Genomic DNA, 16,461 nt, shown 5'->3' on the forward strand with positions numbered 1-16,461 from the left:
GTTAGAAATCCTCGGACAGACTTGGTTTTTGTCCTAGGTTTTGTAACACAAGGAGGCGCTCAGGGCAACCAGCACATCTGTGCCGCCTGTCCGCCAGCCGTTCGGCCATGGCAAGAAGTGTCAAAAGCACCGTGTCGGAGTGTTGTGCGAGCACGATCAGGTGCTCTCCGCTCGGTCCCCGTTCGCCGGAAAGCCAATACTTGACAGTGCGTTCGCTCGCCCCCGTCCAGCGCATCGCTGTCTTGACGGCTTGGTGGGTCTGGCCCAATTCCGCGCGCAGTGCGGCAGCGATGGCCTTGCGATATGCGGCCTGATCCGCATTGAGGTGCACAGTTGTGCCCTTTTTCGGCACAACTGTGCCCATCTTAGGGTCCAGACTCATTGATCGTCAAAGCCAGAACAAGACGGTTGCGGCGAGAGCGACGGCGGAGAGGAAGACTTTTGGGCATCTGTCGTAACGTGTTGCCACCCGCCGCCAGTCTTTGAGACGGCCAAACATGATCTCAATCCGATTGCGGCGTTTGTATCGGCGTTTATCGTATTTGACAGGCTTCGCGCGTGACTTCCGGCCGGGGATGCAAGGCGTGATCCCCTTGTTTTTCAGGGCGTCTCGGAACCAGTCGGCGTCATAACCCCGGTCAGCCAGCAGCCACGTCGCTTTGGGTAAGCTGCCCAGTAAGGCCGCAGCGCCGGTGTAATCGCTGACCTGACCTGCGGTCATGAAGAAGCGGATCGGTCGGCCGTTTTCGTCAGTGACGGCATGCAGTTTGGTATTCATGCCACCTTTGGTCCGGCCAATCAGACGACCGCGCCCCCCTTTTTCACCCCAAGGCTTGAAGCCGTGCGGTGCGCCTTGAGATAGGTCGCGTCGATCATCACCGTCTTCGGGACCGCCGCCTCGGAGGCCAACCCTTCCATCATCCGGGCAAAGACGCCCATGTCGCCCCATCGCTTCCAACGGTTGTAAAGCGTCTTCGCCGGGCCGTATTCCTTCGGCGCGTCAGACCAACGCAAGCCATTGCGATTGATGAAGATAATGCCGCTCAAGACCCGACGATCATCGACACGCGGCACCCCGTGGCTCTTGGGAAAGAAGGGTTTAAGTCGAGCCATCTGCTCGTCCGTCAGCCAGTAAAGGTTGCTCATTGCTCAGTCTCCTTGCGGAGCCTGAATCACGGCTGCGTTGCAAAATCAATAGGTCCTGACCCTAAGACAATTTTACGAAACGGTTTTCGATGTGCGAGCCATCCCCTTACCGTCTGAACATCCGCGCGATCTGACCGAACGATACATCAACATGAACGACGCAATGCATGCAGCTGGCATCCCGTTAAGCTACTACGGCAATAAGGTGGGCACGCTGAACCATGGCGAAAACGGCCCCCACGTCTATCTCATGACGATGCACAGCGCAAAGGGACTTGATTTCAAGAATGTATTTCTGCCGAGTTTGAACCGTGGGCCGAACAATACCATTGCTCCATCGGAGCCTTTTCAGCCCCGAGTTTGCTTCGTCGGCGTGACCAGAACTTTTGAGAACCTTTTCTTGACTCACTCGAAGGGGGCGATGGAGGCACCATTTGACAATTTGCCGGATGACGTCATTACCAGAATTTCGCCTGCTGGCCCTACAAACGTAGTCGATGAATTATTTTTCTGAAGGGGAGCCATTCCATGCATCGACATATAGTAGTGGTTAGTTTCCTTGAATGGTTAAGTTGGAACGATAGAGGGGCCCTCCGCGTCTCGGCGCAGCGTGTTATCTGGTGTACGAATGATTGCGCCGCATCGGCTTTTCTGAACTCTCTTCAGTTCGCGCCTGATCTGGAACCTGCCGACGACGCTTTTCTTGTCGCTGAAATTAACAGGCCGCCGCGCAACTTCGGCAATGGCATGCTTTTTCTTTCTTTGGATGGCACCAGATTCGAAGCACTGTCAGAGCGGAGTTCCAGACTGCTTTCACCCGCAGCGAAGCGGATGAATGCTGATCTCGAGCTTGCAACTGAAGGTATCCGGGACGCATGGGCTGACTGGAAAGCGCGCTACAAAAGCGAAAGTGCCGATCAGCAGGCACGTCGGATCTGGAGTTGGGCATGGGCGCAGCCTTGGCCGTCTGAGCTGCAAAGCCAGCAAGAGCAGCGTCTTGTGAAGACTAGGCAGTCCCTGGGAGACATGTCTCGGCTTCTTGCTGAGAATTCTGCGCTGCACGAGAAGATCGCCGGAACCTCCGCGGAAACGTGGATTCATATGGCCCTTGCGGCAGAACAAGGAAAACTTCTAGCCCCTGATAAGGATGCGGCCTGGCGTGAGGCATCAAGACCCTACATCCAATCTTGTGCGTCGTCCGGGCAGTTGACTGCCGCCTTTTTCCCGAAAGCTGACGCCGCCTTTTCGAATGCCCTCGCCAAACTCCCTCTCGACCGGATCGAGATGTTAGAGTTGGTAGCAGTGGCGACCGGGGAGCATCATGCGCTACGCATGAATGTTGGGCACGAGCCCGATTTTGAGACACTATTTTCGGATCTCCAGATTCTATCGGACCTCGCTTTTCAAGCTGATCCCAACGGACGAAGCATCATATTGTCCACTGCATTGTTGGCCCTCGGACAATTGTTGCCTGGAACTGCCGTGGTCGCTCTTCAAGCTCAGGCGGATTTTCCAGTTGGTTGGGCAGGAGGGCTGCTCGGGGGAAATGAAAAAATGGAGTTATCCGATCGCGCTGTGTTAACGGAGGCGTCCAAATTGCCCTCTGCAGCCGTGCCTAAATCAATCACCGAGAACGAGTTTGGAAGCGACGGAAGTGCATCTTCAGATGCGGATCCCGAGATCGTCACAGTGGTTGCTGGTCTAGAGGGCAAGACGCAACCCGTGACTGTAACCCATGAAGCTTCCAATGTGCCTACTGCGGCTTCTTCAATTGTCACCCACGTCGAGACAAAGCCAACAGACAATGACTTGGTAGTTCCAAAGGAGGAGAGATTAATCAAACGACGCTCTGGAAGCAAAAAAGCAGTCCCCAAAGTCCCCTCTAAGAATAGCGATGAACAGTTAGCCGATCAAAAAATTGATCTGTTCTCCGAGAAGGATATGCCTGATTAATAACAGAAATCGCCAGAGAAGGTCTGACCCCGGTCCTCACCCTCAAGATTGAAGTGCGACACCTACAGGCCGAAGTGCATAGGATGTTGCCATGGAAAGACACTACAAGTACCTGGATTCCGAGGAACGTGGCGTGAAGTTTGCGGAACATCGGCGGGGATCGAGCCTGCGTTAGATCGGTCAGCTTCTTGGGAGTGACGTTGCCCCCGACTTTTATCCAGGGTGAGCGAGACTCCGGTTTTGAGTTTTGCCCAATTGGGCGGGTTGGGCAACGGGGGGGGTAATCCCCCCCGAAAGTGACCTGCCACCGATATTTCATCCAGCCACGACCGGAGCCCATTGGTCATTTGCGTTGCTCCCCTTCTCTGGACCGCCGGATGATAGAGTTTTCCGGGGGCAGAGCACATTTACGCCTGTCGGCGCGGTTTGAGCAATTGCCCGGCGCGCGGAACTTTCATCGCGTGCAGCGGGTCGGGCGATTGAGCTACCCCCCGAAAATCGGACAGTGACGGAAGCTACGATCTGAGGTCTGCTGATCCCCAAGACGAGCAGATCAGAACATGTCGAAACGCAGGAACCACGACGCAGCGTTCAAGGTATGAACCGCTCCGGGTTTGCCGGAGGCTGATTGACGTTAGTTACGCGGCCATGGGTTCAGTTTCCAGTGCTGCGTAGTAGTTGGCTTCGGCTTCTGCGGGTGGGATGTTCCCGATGGGCTCGAGCAGACGGCGATTGTTAAACCAGTCCACCCATTCCAGCGTTGCGTATTCGACGGCCTCAGCTATTCGGATCGCTACCTTCTGACGCCGATGACCCTGTTGCTGGCAGCAGAAGTTATTCGTGCCGTTCCGGGCGGAAAATCGGCTTCTGTCCATGTGAATCTTGCACCTGGTGATGGGCGTAGTAGCCCACGCGACTTTCCTAGGGTCAGGACCTATTGATTTTGCAACGCAGCCGTGATTCAGGCTCCGCAAGGAGACTGAGCAATGAGCAACCTTTACTGGCTGACGGACGAGCAGATGGCTCGACTTAAACCCTTCTTTCCCAAGAGCCACGGGGTGCCGCGTGTCGATGATCGTCGGGTCTTGAGCGGCATTATCTTCATCAATCGCAATGGCTTGCGTTGGTCTGACGCGCCGAAGGAATACGGCCCGGCGAAGACGCTTTACAACCGTTGGAAGCGATGGGGCGACATGGGCGTCTTTGCCCGGATGATGGAAGGGTTGGCCTCCGAGGCGGCGGTCCCGAAGACGGTGATGATCGACGCGACCTATCTCAAGGCGCACCGCACGGCTTCAAGCCTTGGGGTGAAAAAGGGGGGCGCGGTCGTCTGATTGGCCGGACCAAAGGTGGCATGAATACCAAACTGCATGCCGTCACTGACGAAAACGGCCGACCGATCCGCTTCTTCATGACCGCAGGTCAGGTCAGCGATTACACCGGCGCTGCGGCCTTACTGGGCAGCTTACCCAAAGCGACGTGGCTGCTGGCTGACCGGGGTTATGACGCCGACTGGTTCCGAGACGCCCTGAAAAACAAGGGGATCACGCCTTGCATCCCCGGCCGGAAGTCACGCGCGAAGCCTGTCAAATACGATAAACGCCGATACAAACGCCGCAATCGGATTGAGATCATGTTTGGCCGTCTCAAAGACTGGCGGCGGGTGGCAACACGTTACGACAGATGCCCAAAAGTCTTCCTCTCCGCCGTCGCTCTCGCCGCAACCGTCTTGTTCTGGCTTTGACGATCAATGAGTCTGGACCCTAAAGGACTGATCCATCTATGAACCGACGTTCGATGATCATCGTGCTGTCAACGGTCCTTGGTACGCCAGCCAATGCGCATCCGCATATTTTTGTTGATACACAGCTCGAAATCTCTTTCAACACGGCAGGTGAGGCAGAAGGCGTCCGAATTACCTGGACCTATGATGATCTTACGTCACTTCAGTTTATCGCCGATAGGGGGATGGACGTAGACTTTGATGGAAAGCTTACGCCAACAGAGACAACAGCGCTGTCTGGGTTTGATATGCACTGGGATGAAGGTTACCCCGGCGATACGTTCGCACTAAATGGCGCGGTTCCTTTGCAACTGTCTGGGCCGTCGGACTGGACTGCGGCCTATGCCGATGCAAAAATTACGACGTCGCATTTTCGACGTCTCATCCCACCCGTTGCTCTTGGTTCTGACCCGCTGGTCATACAGGTCTATGATCCCAGCCTGTATTCGGGGTATTACATTGTGGGGGAACCCAAAGTGACCGGGCGACCAGACTGCAACGCTCAAATTCAAAGACCGGACATGAAGGCTGCAAATGAAAAACTCGATGCTGCGATTGCGGCTTTGCCAGGGGATGTCGAAAATGAGTTTCCCGCTCTTGGGGCCATCTTCGCCGAGGGGGTTCGTGTAACATGCGCCGCGCACTCTTAGTTCTCGGCGTCGTATTGGCAGTTTCCCTTCTGATTTTGTGGCTCTCCGGTGGTTTTACGGCTCTGCAAGCTTGGATCCTTGCCGGACAACGCGAAATCCAAAATGCCTTGGCGTCTGCCGTGCGCAAAATCAAAAGGGCGCAACCTGGAGCCCTTACTGCATTGCTGACTGTTTGTTTCAGTTATGGATTTTTGCACGCAGCTGGCCCTGGACACGGCAAGGTCGTGATTGGTGGCTTTGGGCTGGGGCGTCGGGTACCGCTGTTAACGCTGTCTGCGATTTCCTTGGCCGCAAGTTTGGCTCAGGCGGCTGTTGCTGTGGGTTTCGTCTATACGGGCGTTGCCTTGTTGGGTTGGACGCGCGAGCAAGCGCATGGCGTTGCCGATGAGATCATGGCGCCGGTCGGCACTATTGCAATCATCGGTGTCGGAATGTGGCTGATGTGGCGGGGATTGCGCGGGTTGCATCGCCAAACTCAGCGCCAAACTCAGGACGATTCAAGCCATGTCCATGACGAACACTGTGGACATGCCCATGGTCCCAAAGTCGAGGACCTGGACAACCTGACCGGTTGGCGTGATGTTGCGGCATTGATCGCAGGAATCGCCATGAGGCCATGCTCTGGGGCGCTGTTTTTGCTGATTTTGACATGGCAACTGGGCATTGGTTTGGCTGGCGTGGCCGGGGTCTTTGCTATGGGGCTGGGGACAGCAATCGTTACCGTGACTGTTGCCGGTCTAGCGGTGTGGACGCGCGAAGGGGCATTGGCAAGCCTGCCTGGACAAAGCATTGCACGTGTTTTGCCATGGTTTGAAGTGCTTGCAGGTGCGTTGGTTGCAGTGATTGCTTTGTCGCTTTTGGTTCAAGTTATTTGAGACCAATATGGGTCTGATAGGTCTAAGCGGTACGTGCTGGTGCCCTTGCGCCAGAAAACAGAATGCCGTGGCTGAACGAGAGAGCCGTACAATTTTGCCCGATTGCCTTTCCACCTCCGCTGCGATTTGTTCGACGACCAGCGCCATCACTCGGATAGGCCGAGTCACCCAGACATCGCGCTACTGAAGCGCCAGGCGGAACACCAGCGCCTTTGCCCGGGCGCTATCAACCCGCGGCCCTTCTTCTGAATCGCCAGTTGGCGTTCCTGCGCCTGGTAGACCGTCAGCGCAGTGCGGGCTTTTGGATAGGACGAGCCGTCGGCCGGACCGGAAAAGCCTTTGTCGCCGCCCTTGCTGCGGTGCCGCTTGGCCGGGTCGGTCATCTCTCACCGGCGCGCGTCAGACGCGGCTGCATTGATCGATCCATCCCCGTAAACCACCAGCCGCCCGGCCTTGCGTTCCTTCTGAATGGCCCCGCGCGACAACCCGGAATGGCCGGAATACTCCCGCTCGCTCATGCCGTCCATCGCGCCGATACCTCACCTAAAGCAATGTTATTGCTTGGTATTCAGTTGATTACACTCTTGGAAAGAGCGACTCTGATTGTACCAGAACGATGCAACTCACCCTCGGAGATCAAGCCATGACCGCCAAGACCGCAGCCACCGCCAAAGGCCCCAGCGATGCCCTGCTGCTGGAAATCGCCGCCAAACATTTCTGCTTGGAGACGCTGGAAACCCGCAACAGCGACCGCCTCGACTTCCACGATGTGGCGGTCTGGTCGATCCGCGCCGCGCTGGAAGCGGCCTTCGCCGCTGGCAAAGCCGCAACCCGCTGAACAGGAGAACACACCATGACCACCCGCCGCGCCACCGCCACCAACGACAAAGCCCTCGCCGCCTTCGTGGCGGCCAAAGCCGAAATCGACGCCCGGCTTGAGCGCCTGAAAGGCCTGAGCGACGACCACTTCCACGCCAACCCGGACGAGATCCACTGGGGGCATGTTGGTGACCTGCAGCGCTACGCAAGTCTGCTGCGCCAGATGACGGACATCGCCTTTAGCGAGGGCGAATGCGCCGATTGATCCGAAGCACACCGACCGAGCCCCGCGATGGCTGGGCTTGCTTGCGTAGAAGGGCTCGCTTTGCGCCCGCCCATCCAGAGGAGACACCATGTCCTACCAGACGCTGCTGCACGAACTGGCACCCGACTTGAACCCTGCCGGGATCGAAGCGTCGATGCGCCTGCACTATGGCACACTGGACCACCTGCCGCGCGAAACCTTCGTCGCGGAGGTCCAGCTCGCCGCCGACTTGGAAGACCAATCGCCGGGGATACTGCGCAAGATCGCGGACAGCATGGGGATGGCCGTCGATTTTGCCAAGTGGGAGGCCAACCATGCCGCTTGATCCCGCCCAGCGCCATCAGATCGAACAGGACGCCATTACCACCGCATGGGGGGTCGAACGCCTCGCCGCTTGCGACGACGCCATCGCCCTGCTGCGCGAGATCGCCGATCTGGAGCGCGACGACGATGGCGATGTGATCCTCGGGGCCGATGAGAATGGCCACAACGATCTGATGGTCCGCATCACCACCTTCCTTGCCACCCACGACCAATAGGGAACGCCATGACGAAACTCACCGAAACCCAGACCATCGTCCTCTGCGCCGGAGCCCAGCGCCCCGACAACATCGCGCTGCCGCTGCCCAAGGGGCTGGCCGGTGCGGCGGCGAAGATGGCTGTCAGCAAGATGATCGAACGCGGCTGGCTGCAAGAGGTCGATGCCAATTTGCGCAGGGGCGAGCCGCTCTGGCGTGAAACCGGCGATGGTCACGGCACCACGTTGGTGGTCACCGTCGCGGGGCTGCTGGCCATAGGGATCGAGCCGGTGGTCAAGGCCGTGGTCACGATCCACAAACAAGACGCCGAAGAGCCTGCGCCCAAAGTGCCAACGCCGCGCCCCGGAACTAAGCAAGCCATGCTGATCTCGCTGCTTCGGGGGTCCAAAGGGGCCACGATGGACGAGATCATTGCGGCAACGGGCTGGTTGGCTCACACTGCGAGGGGAGCCATGTCGGGCGCCTTGGGCAAGAAGTTGGGGCTGGTCGTAATCTCGGTGAAAGAAGACGTCAGGGGACGGGTCTACCGGATCCGCCCGTCCGAATGACAGATGTCCAATGGCCGCGTTGATCCTTGAGCGGCCATTCATAGCGCGCAGTGTGCCCAAGGCCGCACCCTTGATCATGCGAGTCCACGTGATAAGCTTTCCGGATGTCAAAAACACATTCACATCTCTGGCCCGGCGTGCCACTCGCCCTCGGTGCAGCCGTCCTGTTCGGCGCATCGACCCCTCTGGCAAAACTGCTGGTAGGATCGATGGACCCATGGCTTCTGGCCGGTATTCTCTATCTGGGCGCAGGAGTAGGCCTGGCCCTCGTTCAATTGGGTCGGCCGCTGATTGGGTTGCCCAATCCCGAGGCGGCGCTGCAAAAATCTGATCTGCCTTGGCTTGCCGCCGTGGTCACTTTTGGTGGCATGTTCGGGCCGCTTCTTCTGATGCTGGGTCTGTCCCGAACGTCCGGTTCAACGGGCGCTCTGTTGCTCAACCTCGAGGGACTGGCGACCATGGCAATTGCCTGGATCGTGTTTCGGGAAAACGTCGATCGCCGTCTGCTGCTTGGCGCTGGCGCGATCCTGTGCGGAGCGGTTGTGCTGTCTTGGAACGGAAATGGCCTACGGCTTGATGCGGGCGGACTGCTGATCGCTGGGGCCTGTCTGTGCTGGGGCATCGACAATAATCTAACGCGCAAGCTCTCTGCAACGGACCCGGTTCAAATCGCGATGATCAAGGGGCTGGTTGCAGGCTGTGTGAATTTTACGCTGGCGCTCTGGCTTGGAGCTGCGATGCCAGGGGTGGGACTTTTCGCCGCTGGCGCAATTATCGGCTTTTTGGGGGTCGGGGTAAGTCTTGCCATGTTCATGCTGGGACTGCGCCATTTGGGAACCGCGCGGACAGGGGCTTACTTTTCACTGGCGCCCTTCATTGGGGCGGTCCTTGCCCTTTTGTTGTTCAAGGAGGCGCTGACGGGCACGCTGGTTGCGGCCGGATTGATGATGGCGCTGGGCCTTTGGCTGCACCTCGCCGAACGACATGACCACGAGCATCAGCATGAGGCGCTGGAACATGAGCATGCCCACAGCCACGATGAACACCATCAGCATGAACATGATGGCCCGATAACCGAACCGCACTCACACTGGCATCGACATGAGCCCATGCGGCACAGACACCCGCACTACCCCGATTTGCACCATCGGCACATTCACCCCGATGCGGCGCCATAAACCGGGCAACCCGCAAACGATCCCCAATATGCGCTTTAGTTCCCGCTGGCTGGCCGCGAACCTCACCACAAATCGATGCCGTCGACCTTTGCGCTTGACGCTCAAGGATGCCGCCGATCAGACGCCAATGTCTCGATCAGGCCTATTGCGAAGTCCAGATCGATTGCGGGCCACCTAGCTGTTTTGGGGCCATTCGGTCCCTGGCTTCCGCAGGGTGGCTTCCACAAAGTGGATTCCCTGGCTTCCGCGAAAGAATCCAGCTTGATCAGGTCGTGATTTCATAAGTAATTGATATATTGATGTTTATTTGACTGGATTCCGCCAAGTGGATTCCGCCTGGATTCCCCGGTGAAGAAGCCAGTCGCTAGCGAAATGCCGCGCTGCGCCCCCCGCATACAAACAGGGCCGGGGAGGAACCATGCCAGGGGGGTGGGGCCGAAGAGAAAGCGCCCGAGAGGATAACCTCCGGGCGCAAATCTTCGCGATTCAATTCATGCATCAATGGGGGCAGCGTTTTCAATGGATTGCTGGACGATCCGTGCCCAAGGATCCAGTCCAGAAGTGACCTTACGGCGCGTAGAGAGAAAAGATGCCCCCTTCGAAAAGGTACCATGCTGATTTGCGGGCCTCATTCGTAACAAAGGGGTAGAGCACTTGTCGACGAAACGGGTCGCCCTTTCCCTCGCAGGTAACCCGGTGAACGAAGATCTTGGAGGTTGAAAGCCGTATTCCGTCTTCCTCCGCCTTGAATAGTGCAAATTCGGGGTTGGCGAAGAAATCCTCCGGTTCATAGGTCGTGTAGGTGGAAGACATCCCGGCGAAATCGCAGTTGAAGAAAACGCCTTCGGCAAATCCACGGTTGAAGGTCTGCGACCGTCCTATCACGTCAGTTGTGCTGATAAACCAAGGCTCGCCTGAGAAGCCGACGACCGACCAAGTAGTATCGATGAAATCAGCCCTTGCTGCAGAGGCAAATGCCAAGACCAAGGGAAGGGCGAGCGCGAAACGCGGGACTGTGCCCTTGTCAGTATTTGAAGGTCGAAGTGCCATTTGCCGCCTCCGTTTCCATAGCGATGCAGCCCTCTAGAATTGAATATGATCCGCCGCTTACGCGGCCAACCTCATCACAATATGATTGGATCCGACTGGGTATAGCGCTCCATCGCGCCTTTAGCCCATTGTAGGCGGTCTGTTCCATGTCAACGCAACCGTTGTAGATCATTGCTGATCCGCCACTCACATCGGATACAGTCTGACAATAACCCGCGACGTCGTAGCGTGGGACGGCATCAGCGAAGGCGGGCGATGCGATGGACAGCAGTATTATCGCATTGAAAACTGCATTCATTCAAATTCCCCTATCAGTCCCATGAAGCAAAGCAGGGCAGTTCGATCTTTCCATGTCGAGATGACGGCAAACTGTTGGCAAGAGAAGTCTAACTCAGCGCTGGCGCTGACTCCGTTATGGCCAGCGCTCCCCTCGCGCGGCCATCTGACATAAGTCCCTTGAACTCAGTTTCACCCATTATCCGGATCGGATGGCCCGCTTCGCGCATTTCCTCTGCCTTGCGGTACTTGCTGCTCTTAACATGACCTCCAAGCACGGAAAGGTCCTGGTCGCCCACGATCAGGTGGGTTGTCTGTTTCGTCACGCCCGCTTTCACTTCCATGCCAAACTTGGCCGCGAGGTATGTCGCCTCTTCGCGCGAAATGCTCAGGCTGCCGGTGAACACTGCGACCGCACCGGCGAGTGGCCCGGAGGGATTTGCCGGAGGCAACGGCTTTGTCGCAAACCGGCTTTTTGTTACGGGGAGGACCAGTTCGTCAAACGTTACGGCCAGCCGGGTTTCGGCATGGAGCACTACCAGAGCTGCGGCGCGGGCATCTTCACCGGCATCGTGATGGTGAAAGTGCAGGTTGAGAGTGCGCTTGAGGTTCGCGAGCCCGTGACCGCCGTTCCCCTTCAACTCGGGCCATGCCCGCCTCGCAATCGTGACGCTGTCGCTCCAGCGAAGGTCTGGTTGGGGGATGCCGCAGAAACCACAGGCTGCGTTTACGGCCTGCTTGTCGAAATTGCTGTGTTGGACGAGATGATGCCGTGTTAGCAACGGCAGCAGCATACCCAAAGCATCAGGGAAACGGGGGGTATCGGTCACATGATTAGGTCCGATTCCATGAAGTTGGATGTTGAATGGGTCAAATCGGGTGCCGGGATTGACCAGCATGGAGAAAGTCTGGATCTGATTGTCGGCCTGCACACAGGCCAGGCCGATCTGGCAGATGCTGGCCACATCGCTGCAGGCGGTTTCAACATCCAGCGCGATGAAGCGGAAATTGCCGTCGGGCACCCGGTGGACATGGGGGAATGTTGGCCGGGCCTGTGTGCGGACGATTTGGGGTGACCGGATCTCGGGTTCGACTAGTAGCGGCTGGCTTCGTTGTGGCGGTTCGGGGGAGCGGCCGAAAAGCCAATCAAAAAGCGCCATTGGTAAATTCTCCGAAAATTCAAACCGCTGACCGGCTGATTCCGGTCCTCTCTTGCATTCAATAGCACATTTGCAGTCCGTGCGACCCTTGAGGTGTCGCTCAGTGCTGGACGTAGGGGTCGGACTTGCCCCAGCGGACTTTCACCGGCCTTTTTTGTGCGGCGGTTTTTGCTGTTTGTTTGTGAATTGTTCTTGTTCAGGAGCTCAAGTTCAGACACTGTGTCAGAAAAAGTCCCCCCGGCGCTGGCGGAGGGTCGATGCTGGGAGAGCGAGCAGATATGACGGATTTCGGGACGCTGTTGCAGCAGGCGGGTTGGTCGGTGCCGGATGCAGCCAAGATACTGGGCTATTCCGAAGGTCACATCTATCGCTGGAAGCGTGGAGAGGAAACACCCCGTGATGGCGTGCTGCACCTCCTCCGACACGAGATCGGCGCACTGACTCAGTCTCACACTGATAGCGCCTTCACTTTTATTGACCTCTTTGCTGGCATCGGCGGGTTGCGCAAAGCCATGGAGGGTGCGGGTGGGCGCTGTGTGTTCACCTCGGAATGGGACAGGTTCGCCCAGCAGACTTATCACGCCAATTTCCCCGACAACCGGCCAATCGCCGGAGATATTCGCGAGGTTGAAGCCGCGGATATCCCAGATCATGATGTTCTGGTGGCTGGCTTCCCTTGCCAACCTTTCTCGATTGCCGGTGTCTCAAAGAAGAATGCGCTCGGGCGGCTGCATGGATTTCTTGATGAAACTCAGGGCACATTGTTTTTTGACGTACTGCGGATCCTGATGCATCACCGGCCACAAGCCTTCCTGCTGGAGAACGTCAAGAATCTCAAAAGCCATGATCAGGGCCGTACATTTGAAGTGATCCGCCGAGCGCTGACGAACGAACTGGGCTACACGCTGGAAACCCGGATCGTTGATGCGGCGCATTTTGTGCCGCAGCATCGCGAGCGGATTGTGATGGTCGGGTTTCGCCAAAAGACCGGCTTTTCGTTTGATGACATGCAGATGCCTCGTCGTGGCAGCCGAAGGATGCGCCATGTGCTGCATCCCGAAGATGGCGCCGAGAACCCGGAAAGCCATTTCACAGTTGGCCCGGATGCGCGGGTGAGCGACAAGTATACGCTGAGTGACAAGCTCTGGCGGTATCTCCGGGACTACTCGGACAAGCATAAGGCCAAGGGTAACGGATTCGGCTTCGGACTGGTGGATGGCGACAGCGTCGCGCGCACGCTTTCAGCACGATATTACAAAGACGGGTCGGAAATTCTGGTTAGTCGCGGTGAAGGTCAGAACCCGCGTCGCCTGACGCCACGCGAATGCGCAAGGCTGATGGGCTACGACCCAACTTTCCGGATCCCGGTATCCGACACGCAGGCCTACCGGCAGTTTGGCAACTCGGTCGCGGTTCCTGTCTTTGCTGAAGTGGCCCGGCTGATGCGCCCGCACATATTGGCCCTGAAGAGTGGTGTTCAGGAGCAGCCTTTGTCCGCAGTTGGCTGACGTCCATGACGCTGCCACGCGTAGCCGGAACATGGCGGCAATCCACGGCAAAAATACGAAGCCCGAGATGCTCCTGCGGCGTGCGTTGCATGCACGGGGTTTTCGCTATCGGCTGCATGAACGTCGATTGCCGGGGCGGCCTGATCTGGTATTTCCAAAGTACCACGCTGTTGTTTTTGTGAACGGATGCTTTTGGCATGGACACCAATGTGACCAGTTCCGCTGGCCGGATAGTCGTGAAGAGTTCTGGTGGGCAAAGATTGGCGGAAACGTTGCGCGAGATGGAGTGAATATCGCGGAGCTTCAAGGCGTCGGCTGGCGTGTCGGTATTGTTTGGGGATGCGCGTTGAAGGGCAAGGGACGCCTTGGAGTGGAAGCAGTGGTTGACGCCATCGCGGGATGGCTATCCTCTGAAGGCCGCGATCTTGTCGTGCAAGGCGGGAGCCGCCAAGATGCCAGCATGTAGGCCCGGGGTGAGTGGATGAAATTCGGTCAGCTTTCTGATCTCTTTGCAGGCGCTGGAGCCAAACACCTGAGTGAGGTTGAGGTGAACCGCCTGCGCTCAAATCAGCACGAGTTTCAGGGGGTGGGAGGTTTTCGCGCCTTTCTTGGAACGCCTCCGGAAAAGGTGACATTCCCGGCTACGTTTTATTGGCTGGATGACGATGACGACACACGACCTGAACGGTTGAATTCCTTCTGTACCTGGAGCGATGTGCGCCGTGGCAAGGTCGGACGGAGCGCGGAATACCATCTCTACTATTCGGCCGAGTCCGAAGCGGTAGTGCATCGTGCGCGTGCCGATGATCTCCTTGTCATCGCTAGGACAAAGGATGACCGCCTCCTGGCAATGCTGGCACCGGCTGATTCGACGATCGGTGCACAGCTTCTTTGGTTGTTTGGCCTTGACCTGCTTGCCGGTCGACCGGACGCAATTGAACTTGGCGCAGAAAACAGTGTCAGTCTCGGGCTTGCTGCACGGTCTATTCTCGAAGACTTGGGCATCGAGGCTGAAGAACCGCAGCCAGATGCGCTTGGTTTGCTGCTTGATACCTTTGGCCTTCGGTTTCCCGGCACGGTCGCGTTCTCCGAATTCGCCCGCAGCACGTTGACTGGCATTGATCCGCGTGCGGCGCCGGATGAAGCGCTCGTGGCCTGGATGGAGCACGAAGAGGCGCTGTTCCGGCACATGGAGCGCCACGTCGTGGCGGAACGGCTGGCGAACGGTTTCATGATGGAAGGTACGGCAGACGTCGACGGTTTCCTGTCCTTCTCATTAAGCGTGCAAAACCGCCGCAAGTCGCGCGCAGGCTGGGCATTTGGTCATCATGTCGAAGCGATCCTGCAGGCGCAGGGGTTGGACTTTAAACGTGAAGCAACTACTGAGAAGCGCAATGCAGCGGATTTCCTTTTTCCTAGCGAATTGCAGTATGCGGACCTGGCATTTCCCGCTGACCGGTTGGCGATGCTGGCGGTCAAAACGACATGTAAGGATCGCTGGCGTCAGGTGCTGGCAGAAGCGAACAGAATTCCTGCCAAACACCTGCTCACTTTGGAACCCGCGATTTCCGAGACCCAGACCGCCGAGATGCAGGCTCAGAGCCTAAAACTGGTTTTGCCTGCGCCACTCCATGCCACATACCGCGAAGCGCAACGGGCTTGGCTTATGAGCTTGAGAGATTTCATTACACTGGTTCAGGGGCATCAAACCATCGCCTGATGTGGTCGGGGCGACCACGGCCGCACCTTCGGTATCGCCCCAGTGACCTCGACTTCCCGCAGCATCCCGCCCGCGATCAACCCGTCCCGCACCCAGTCCAGCGCCTGCCACCAATCGTCATAGCCGCGCCGGGCGGATGCGATCTGCTCCGGATGCGGTCGCCAGGTGACCGGGCAGGCCAGAATCTCGACGGTGCGCCACTTGCCGCGGTGCAGCACGCGTTCGATCCCAACCACCACCGTGGTGGACCGCTCACAATGCTGGTTGCTCTTGGTTTCCACCGGCACGCAGCGCAGGACAACCGCTGGCAGCCAGTCTGGCGTCAACCCGGCCCGCGCCAGTTCGGCGACGTAGATCGCCATGCGTTTGCCGCCGAGGCTGTCGGGCATTCCGGCCGAGGTCGCGGCGACGATCTCGGCATCCTCATGGGTGTAGGACTGCGATTTATGGCCGCCATCGTCAACCTTGCACCCTATACGGTCAAGTTAAGCACGCCGGGTTGGCCGGACGCTCAACACTACCACCTTGGCAGACGCCCGCTGAACAGATACCGTTGTGCTGGAGAAACATGAGCTCCATTGCTCATAAGCAAGTCGGATAAAATCTCTAGTGGCAAAGTTTCACATCAGAGCGAGAACCATTGATCTTCTTGGTCGACAGCAAATCGCCAACATCTCCACAGCAATAAGTGAGCTATTCAAGAATGCTCATGACGCTTATGCTAATACTGCTGAAGTCGACTACTTTCGGGACGATGGGCTCTTTGTCTTAAGAGACGATGGTCTCGGAATGACGCGGAAGGACTTTGAAGAGCGCTGGCTCACTCTTGGTACTGACAGCAAAGTAGGTTCGTTTTCTGGCCTCAAACGCCCCCCTGTAGATAGCGAACAAGATCGCCGTCCGCTTCTCGGCGAGAAGGGCATAGGCCGCCTAGGGTCAGGACCTATTGATTTTGCAACGCAGCCGTGATTCAGGCTCCGCAAGGAGACTG

Annotated in this window: 20 protein-coding genes and 3 pseudogenes; 16 read left to right on the forward strand and 7 right to left on the reverse strand. The window is 57.6% G+C overall.

What is annotated here, in order from left to right:
- Nucleotide 1: 1 nt before the first annotated feature.
- Nucleotides 2-364, reverse strand: coding sequence for an XRE family transcriptional regulator (locus ACS5RD_RS08625; protein ID WP_489930837.1), 363 nt, complete (start codon nt 362-364; stop codon nt 2-4).
- A gap of 24 nt (nt 365-388) precedes the next feature.
- A protein-coding gene (locus ACS5RD_RS08630) for an IS5 family transposase (RefSeq protein ID WP_489927796.1) occupies nt 389-1,146 on the reverse strand; the annotation gives its coding sequence in 2 pieces (ribosomal slippage) (nt 389-828 and nt 828-1,146; 759 coding nt in all).
- 151 nt (nt 1,147-1,297) lie between these two features.
- On the opposite strand from ACS5RD_RS08630, the gene ACS5RD_RS08635 reads away from it, so the two are divergent.
- Both ACS5RD_RS08635 and ACS5RD_RS08640 read left to right on the forward strand, forming a co-directional pair.
- Nucleotides 1,298-1,660 carry a 3'-5' exonuclease gene (locus ACS5RD_RS08635; RefSeq protein WP_489930838.1) on the forward strand — a complete coding sequence of 121 codons (363 nt, stop codon included), beginning with the start codon at nt 1,298-1,300 and terminating at the stop codon, nt 1,658-1,660.
- Between the two features lie 14 nt (nt 1,661-1,674).
- The gene (locus ACS5RD_RS08640) at nt 1,675-3,099 is read left to right on the forward strand and encodes a hypothetical protein (protein WP_489930839.1); all 1,425 of its coding nucleotides are present in this window, start codon (nt 1,675-1,677) and stop codon (nt 3,097-3,099) included.
- 638 nt (nt 3,100-3,737) lie between these two features.
- Here the strand turns inward: ACS5RD_RS08640 and ACS5RD_RS08645 are convergent.
- Nucleotides 3,738-3,878, reverse strand: a pseudogene (locus tag ACS5RD_RS08645) (IS3 family transposase); the annotation flags it as partial.
- A gap of 30 nt (nt 3,879-3,908) precedes the next feature.
- On the opposite strand from ACS5RD_RS08645, the gene ACS5RD_RS08650 reads away from it, so the two are divergent.
- The 4 genes from ACS5RD_RS08650 (at nt 3,909) to ACS5RD_RS08665 (ending at nt 6,407) form a co-directional block, all read left to right on the forward strand.
- A complete protein-coding gene (locus tag ACS5RD_RS08650; protein ID WP_489930840.1) occupies nt 3,909-4,040 on the forward strand; it encodes a hypothetical protein in 132 nt (43 codons plus the stop codon).
- A 45-nt stretch (nt 4,041-4,085) separates the two neighbouring features.
- Nucleotides 4,086-4,843 (forward strand): IS5 family transposase gene (locus ACS5RD_RS08655; RefSeq protein ID WP_489927796.1). Its coding sequence is split into 2 segments (ribosomal slippage): nt 4,086-4,404 and nt 4,404-4,843, totalling 759 coding nucleotides; the frame shifts between segments, so codons are not numbered across the junction.
- A gap of 53 nt (nt 4,844-4,896) precedes the next feature.
- Nucleotides 4,897-5,532 (forward strand): DUF1007 family protein, encoded by a 636-nt coding sequence (locus ACS5RD_RS08660; protein WP_489930841.1) that lies wholly within the window; start codon nt 4,897-4,899, stop codon nt 5,530-5,532.
- Nucleotides 5,514-6,407 (forward strand): nickel/cobalt transporter, encoded by an 894-nt coding sequence (locus ACS5RD_RS08665; RefSeq protein ID WP_489930842.1) that lies wholly within the window; start codon nt 5,514-5,516, stop codon nt 6,405-6,407. The genes ACS5RD_RS08660 and ACS5RD_RS08665 overlap by 19 nt, the downstream gene beginning before the upstream one ends.
- A 93-nt stretch (nt 6,408-6,500) precedes the next feature.
- On the opposite strand, the pseudogene ACS5RD_RS08670 reads toward ACS5RD_RS08665, so the two are convergent.
- A pseudogene (locus ACS5RD_RS08670) lies at nt 6,501-6,934 on the reverse strand (hypothetical protein); the annotation flags it as partial.
- 116 nt (nt 6,935-7,050) lie between these two features.
- Here ACS5RD_RS08670 and ACS5RD_RS08675 point away from each other — a divergent pair.
- The 6 genes from ACS5RD_RS08675 to ACS5RD_RS08700 all read left to right on the forward strand — a co-directional run bounded on the left by ACS5RD_RS08675 (nt 7,051) and on the right by ACS5RD_RS08700 (nt 9,756).
- Nucleotides 7,051-7,245 carry a DUF6900 domain-containing protein gene (locus ACS5RD_RS08675; protein WP_489930843.1) on the forward strand — a complete coding sequence of 65 codons (195 nt, stop codon included), beginning with the start codon at nt 7,051-7,053 and terminating at the stop codon, nt 7,243-7,245.
- A 15-nt stretch (nt 7,246-7,260) separates the two neighbouring features.
- Nucleotides 7,261-7,491 carry a hypothetical protein gene (locus ACS5RD_RS08680; protein WP_489930844.1) on the forward strand — a complete coding sequence of 77 codons (231 nt, stop codon included), beginning with the start codon at nt 7,261-7,263 and terminating at the stop codon, nt 7,489-7,491.
- 88 nt (nt 7,492-7,579) lie between these two features.
- Nucleotides 7,580-7,816, forward strand: a complete 237-nt coding sequence (locus tag ACS5RD_RS08685; RefSeq protein ID WP_489930845.1) for a hypothetical protein — start codon at nt 7,580-7,582, stop codon at nt 7,814-7,816.
- Complete coding sequence (locus ACS5RD_RS08690) at nt 7,806-8,030, forward strand: hypothetical protein (RefSeq protein WP_489930846.1); 225 nt, start codon at nt 7,806-7,808, stop codon at nt 8,028-8,030. Before ACS5RD_RS08685 ends, ACS5RD_RS08690 begins: the two co-directional genes overlap by 11 nt.
- Nucleotides 8,031-8,038: 8 nt before the next feature.
- Nucleotides 8,039-8,578 (forward strand): DUF3489 domain-containing protein, encoded by a 540-nt coding sequence (locus ACS5RD_RS08695; RefSeq protein WP_489930847.1) that lies wholly within the window; start codon nt 8,039-8,041, stop codon nt 8,576-8,578.
- A gap of 104 nt (nt 8,579-8,682) precedes the next feature.
- Nucleotides 8,683-9,756 carry a DMT family transporter gene (locus tag ACS5RD_RS08700; protein WP_489930848.1) on the forward strand — a complete coding sequence of 358 codons (1,074 nt, stop codon included), beginning with the start codon at nt 8,683-8,685 and terminating at the stop codon, nt 9,754-9,756.
- Between the two features lie 567 nt (nt 9,757-10,323).
- Here ACS5RD_RS08700 and ACS5RD_RS08705 read toward each other — a convergent pair.
- Together ACS5RD_RS08705 and ACS5RD_RS08710 are read right to left on the reverse strand one after the other, a co-directional pair.
- A complete protein-coding gene (locus ACS5RD_RS08705) occupies nt 10,324-10,806 on the reverse strand; it encodes a hypothetical protein (protein ID WP_489930849.1) in 483 nt (160 codons plus the stop codon).
- Nucleotides 10,807-11,192: 386 nt separating this feature from the next.
- A complete protein-coding gene (locus ACS5RD_RS08710; protein WP_489930850.1) occupies nt 11,193-12,242 on the reverse strand; it encodes an exonuclease domain-containing protein in 1,050 nt (349 codons plus the stop codon).
- A 278-nt stretch (nt 12,243-12,520) separates the two neighbouring features.
- On the opposite strand from ACS5RD_RS08710, the gene dcm reads away from it, so the two are divergent.
- From dcm to ACS5RD_RS08725, 3 genes are read left to right on the forward strand one after another with little or no spacing between them, the layout of a single operon-like run.
- A complete protein-coding gene (gene dcm, locus ACS5RD_RS08715; protein ID WP_489930851.1) occupies nt 12,521-13,750 on the forward strand; it encodes a DNA (cytosine-5-)-methyltransferase in 1,230 nt (409 codons plus the stop codon).
- A gap of 31 nt (nt 13,751-13,781) precedes the next feature.
- A complete protein-coding gene (locus ACS5RD_RS08720; protein ID WP_489930852.1) occupies nt 13,782-14,216 on the forward strand; it encodes a very short patch repair endonuclease in 435 nt (144 codons plus the stop codon).
- Nucleotides 14,217-14,231: 15 nt separating this feature from the next.
- The gene (locus ACS5RD_RS08725; protein ID WP_489930853.1) at nt 14,232-15,470 is read left to right on the forward strand and encodes a type II restriction endonuclease; all 1,239 of its coding nucleotides are present in this window, start codon (nt 14,232-14,234) and stop codon (nt 15,468-15,470) included.
- Here ACS5RD_RS08725 and ACS5RD_RS08730 read toward each other — a convergent pair.
- A pseudogene (locus tag ACS5RD_RS08730) lies at nt 15,455-15,946 on the reverse strand (hypothetical protein); the annotation flags it as partial. The gene ACS5RD_RS08725 and the pseudogene ACS5RD_RS08730 overlap by 16 nt on opposite strands.
- Nucleotides 15,947-16,079: 133 nt before the next feature.
- On the opposite strand from ACS5RD_RS08730, the gene ACS5RD_RS08735 reads away from it, so the two are divergent.
- Nucleotides 16,080-16,439 (forward strand): ATP-binding protein, encoded by a 360-nt coding sequence (locus ACS5RD_RS08735; RefSeq protein WP_489930854.1) that lies wholly within the window; start codon nt 16,080-16,082, stop codon nt 16,437-16,439.
- Nucleotides 16,440-16,461: the final 22 nt, after the last annotated feature.

The sequence above is a fragment of the Cypionkella sp. PAMC25878 genome, from assembly GCF_058135695.1.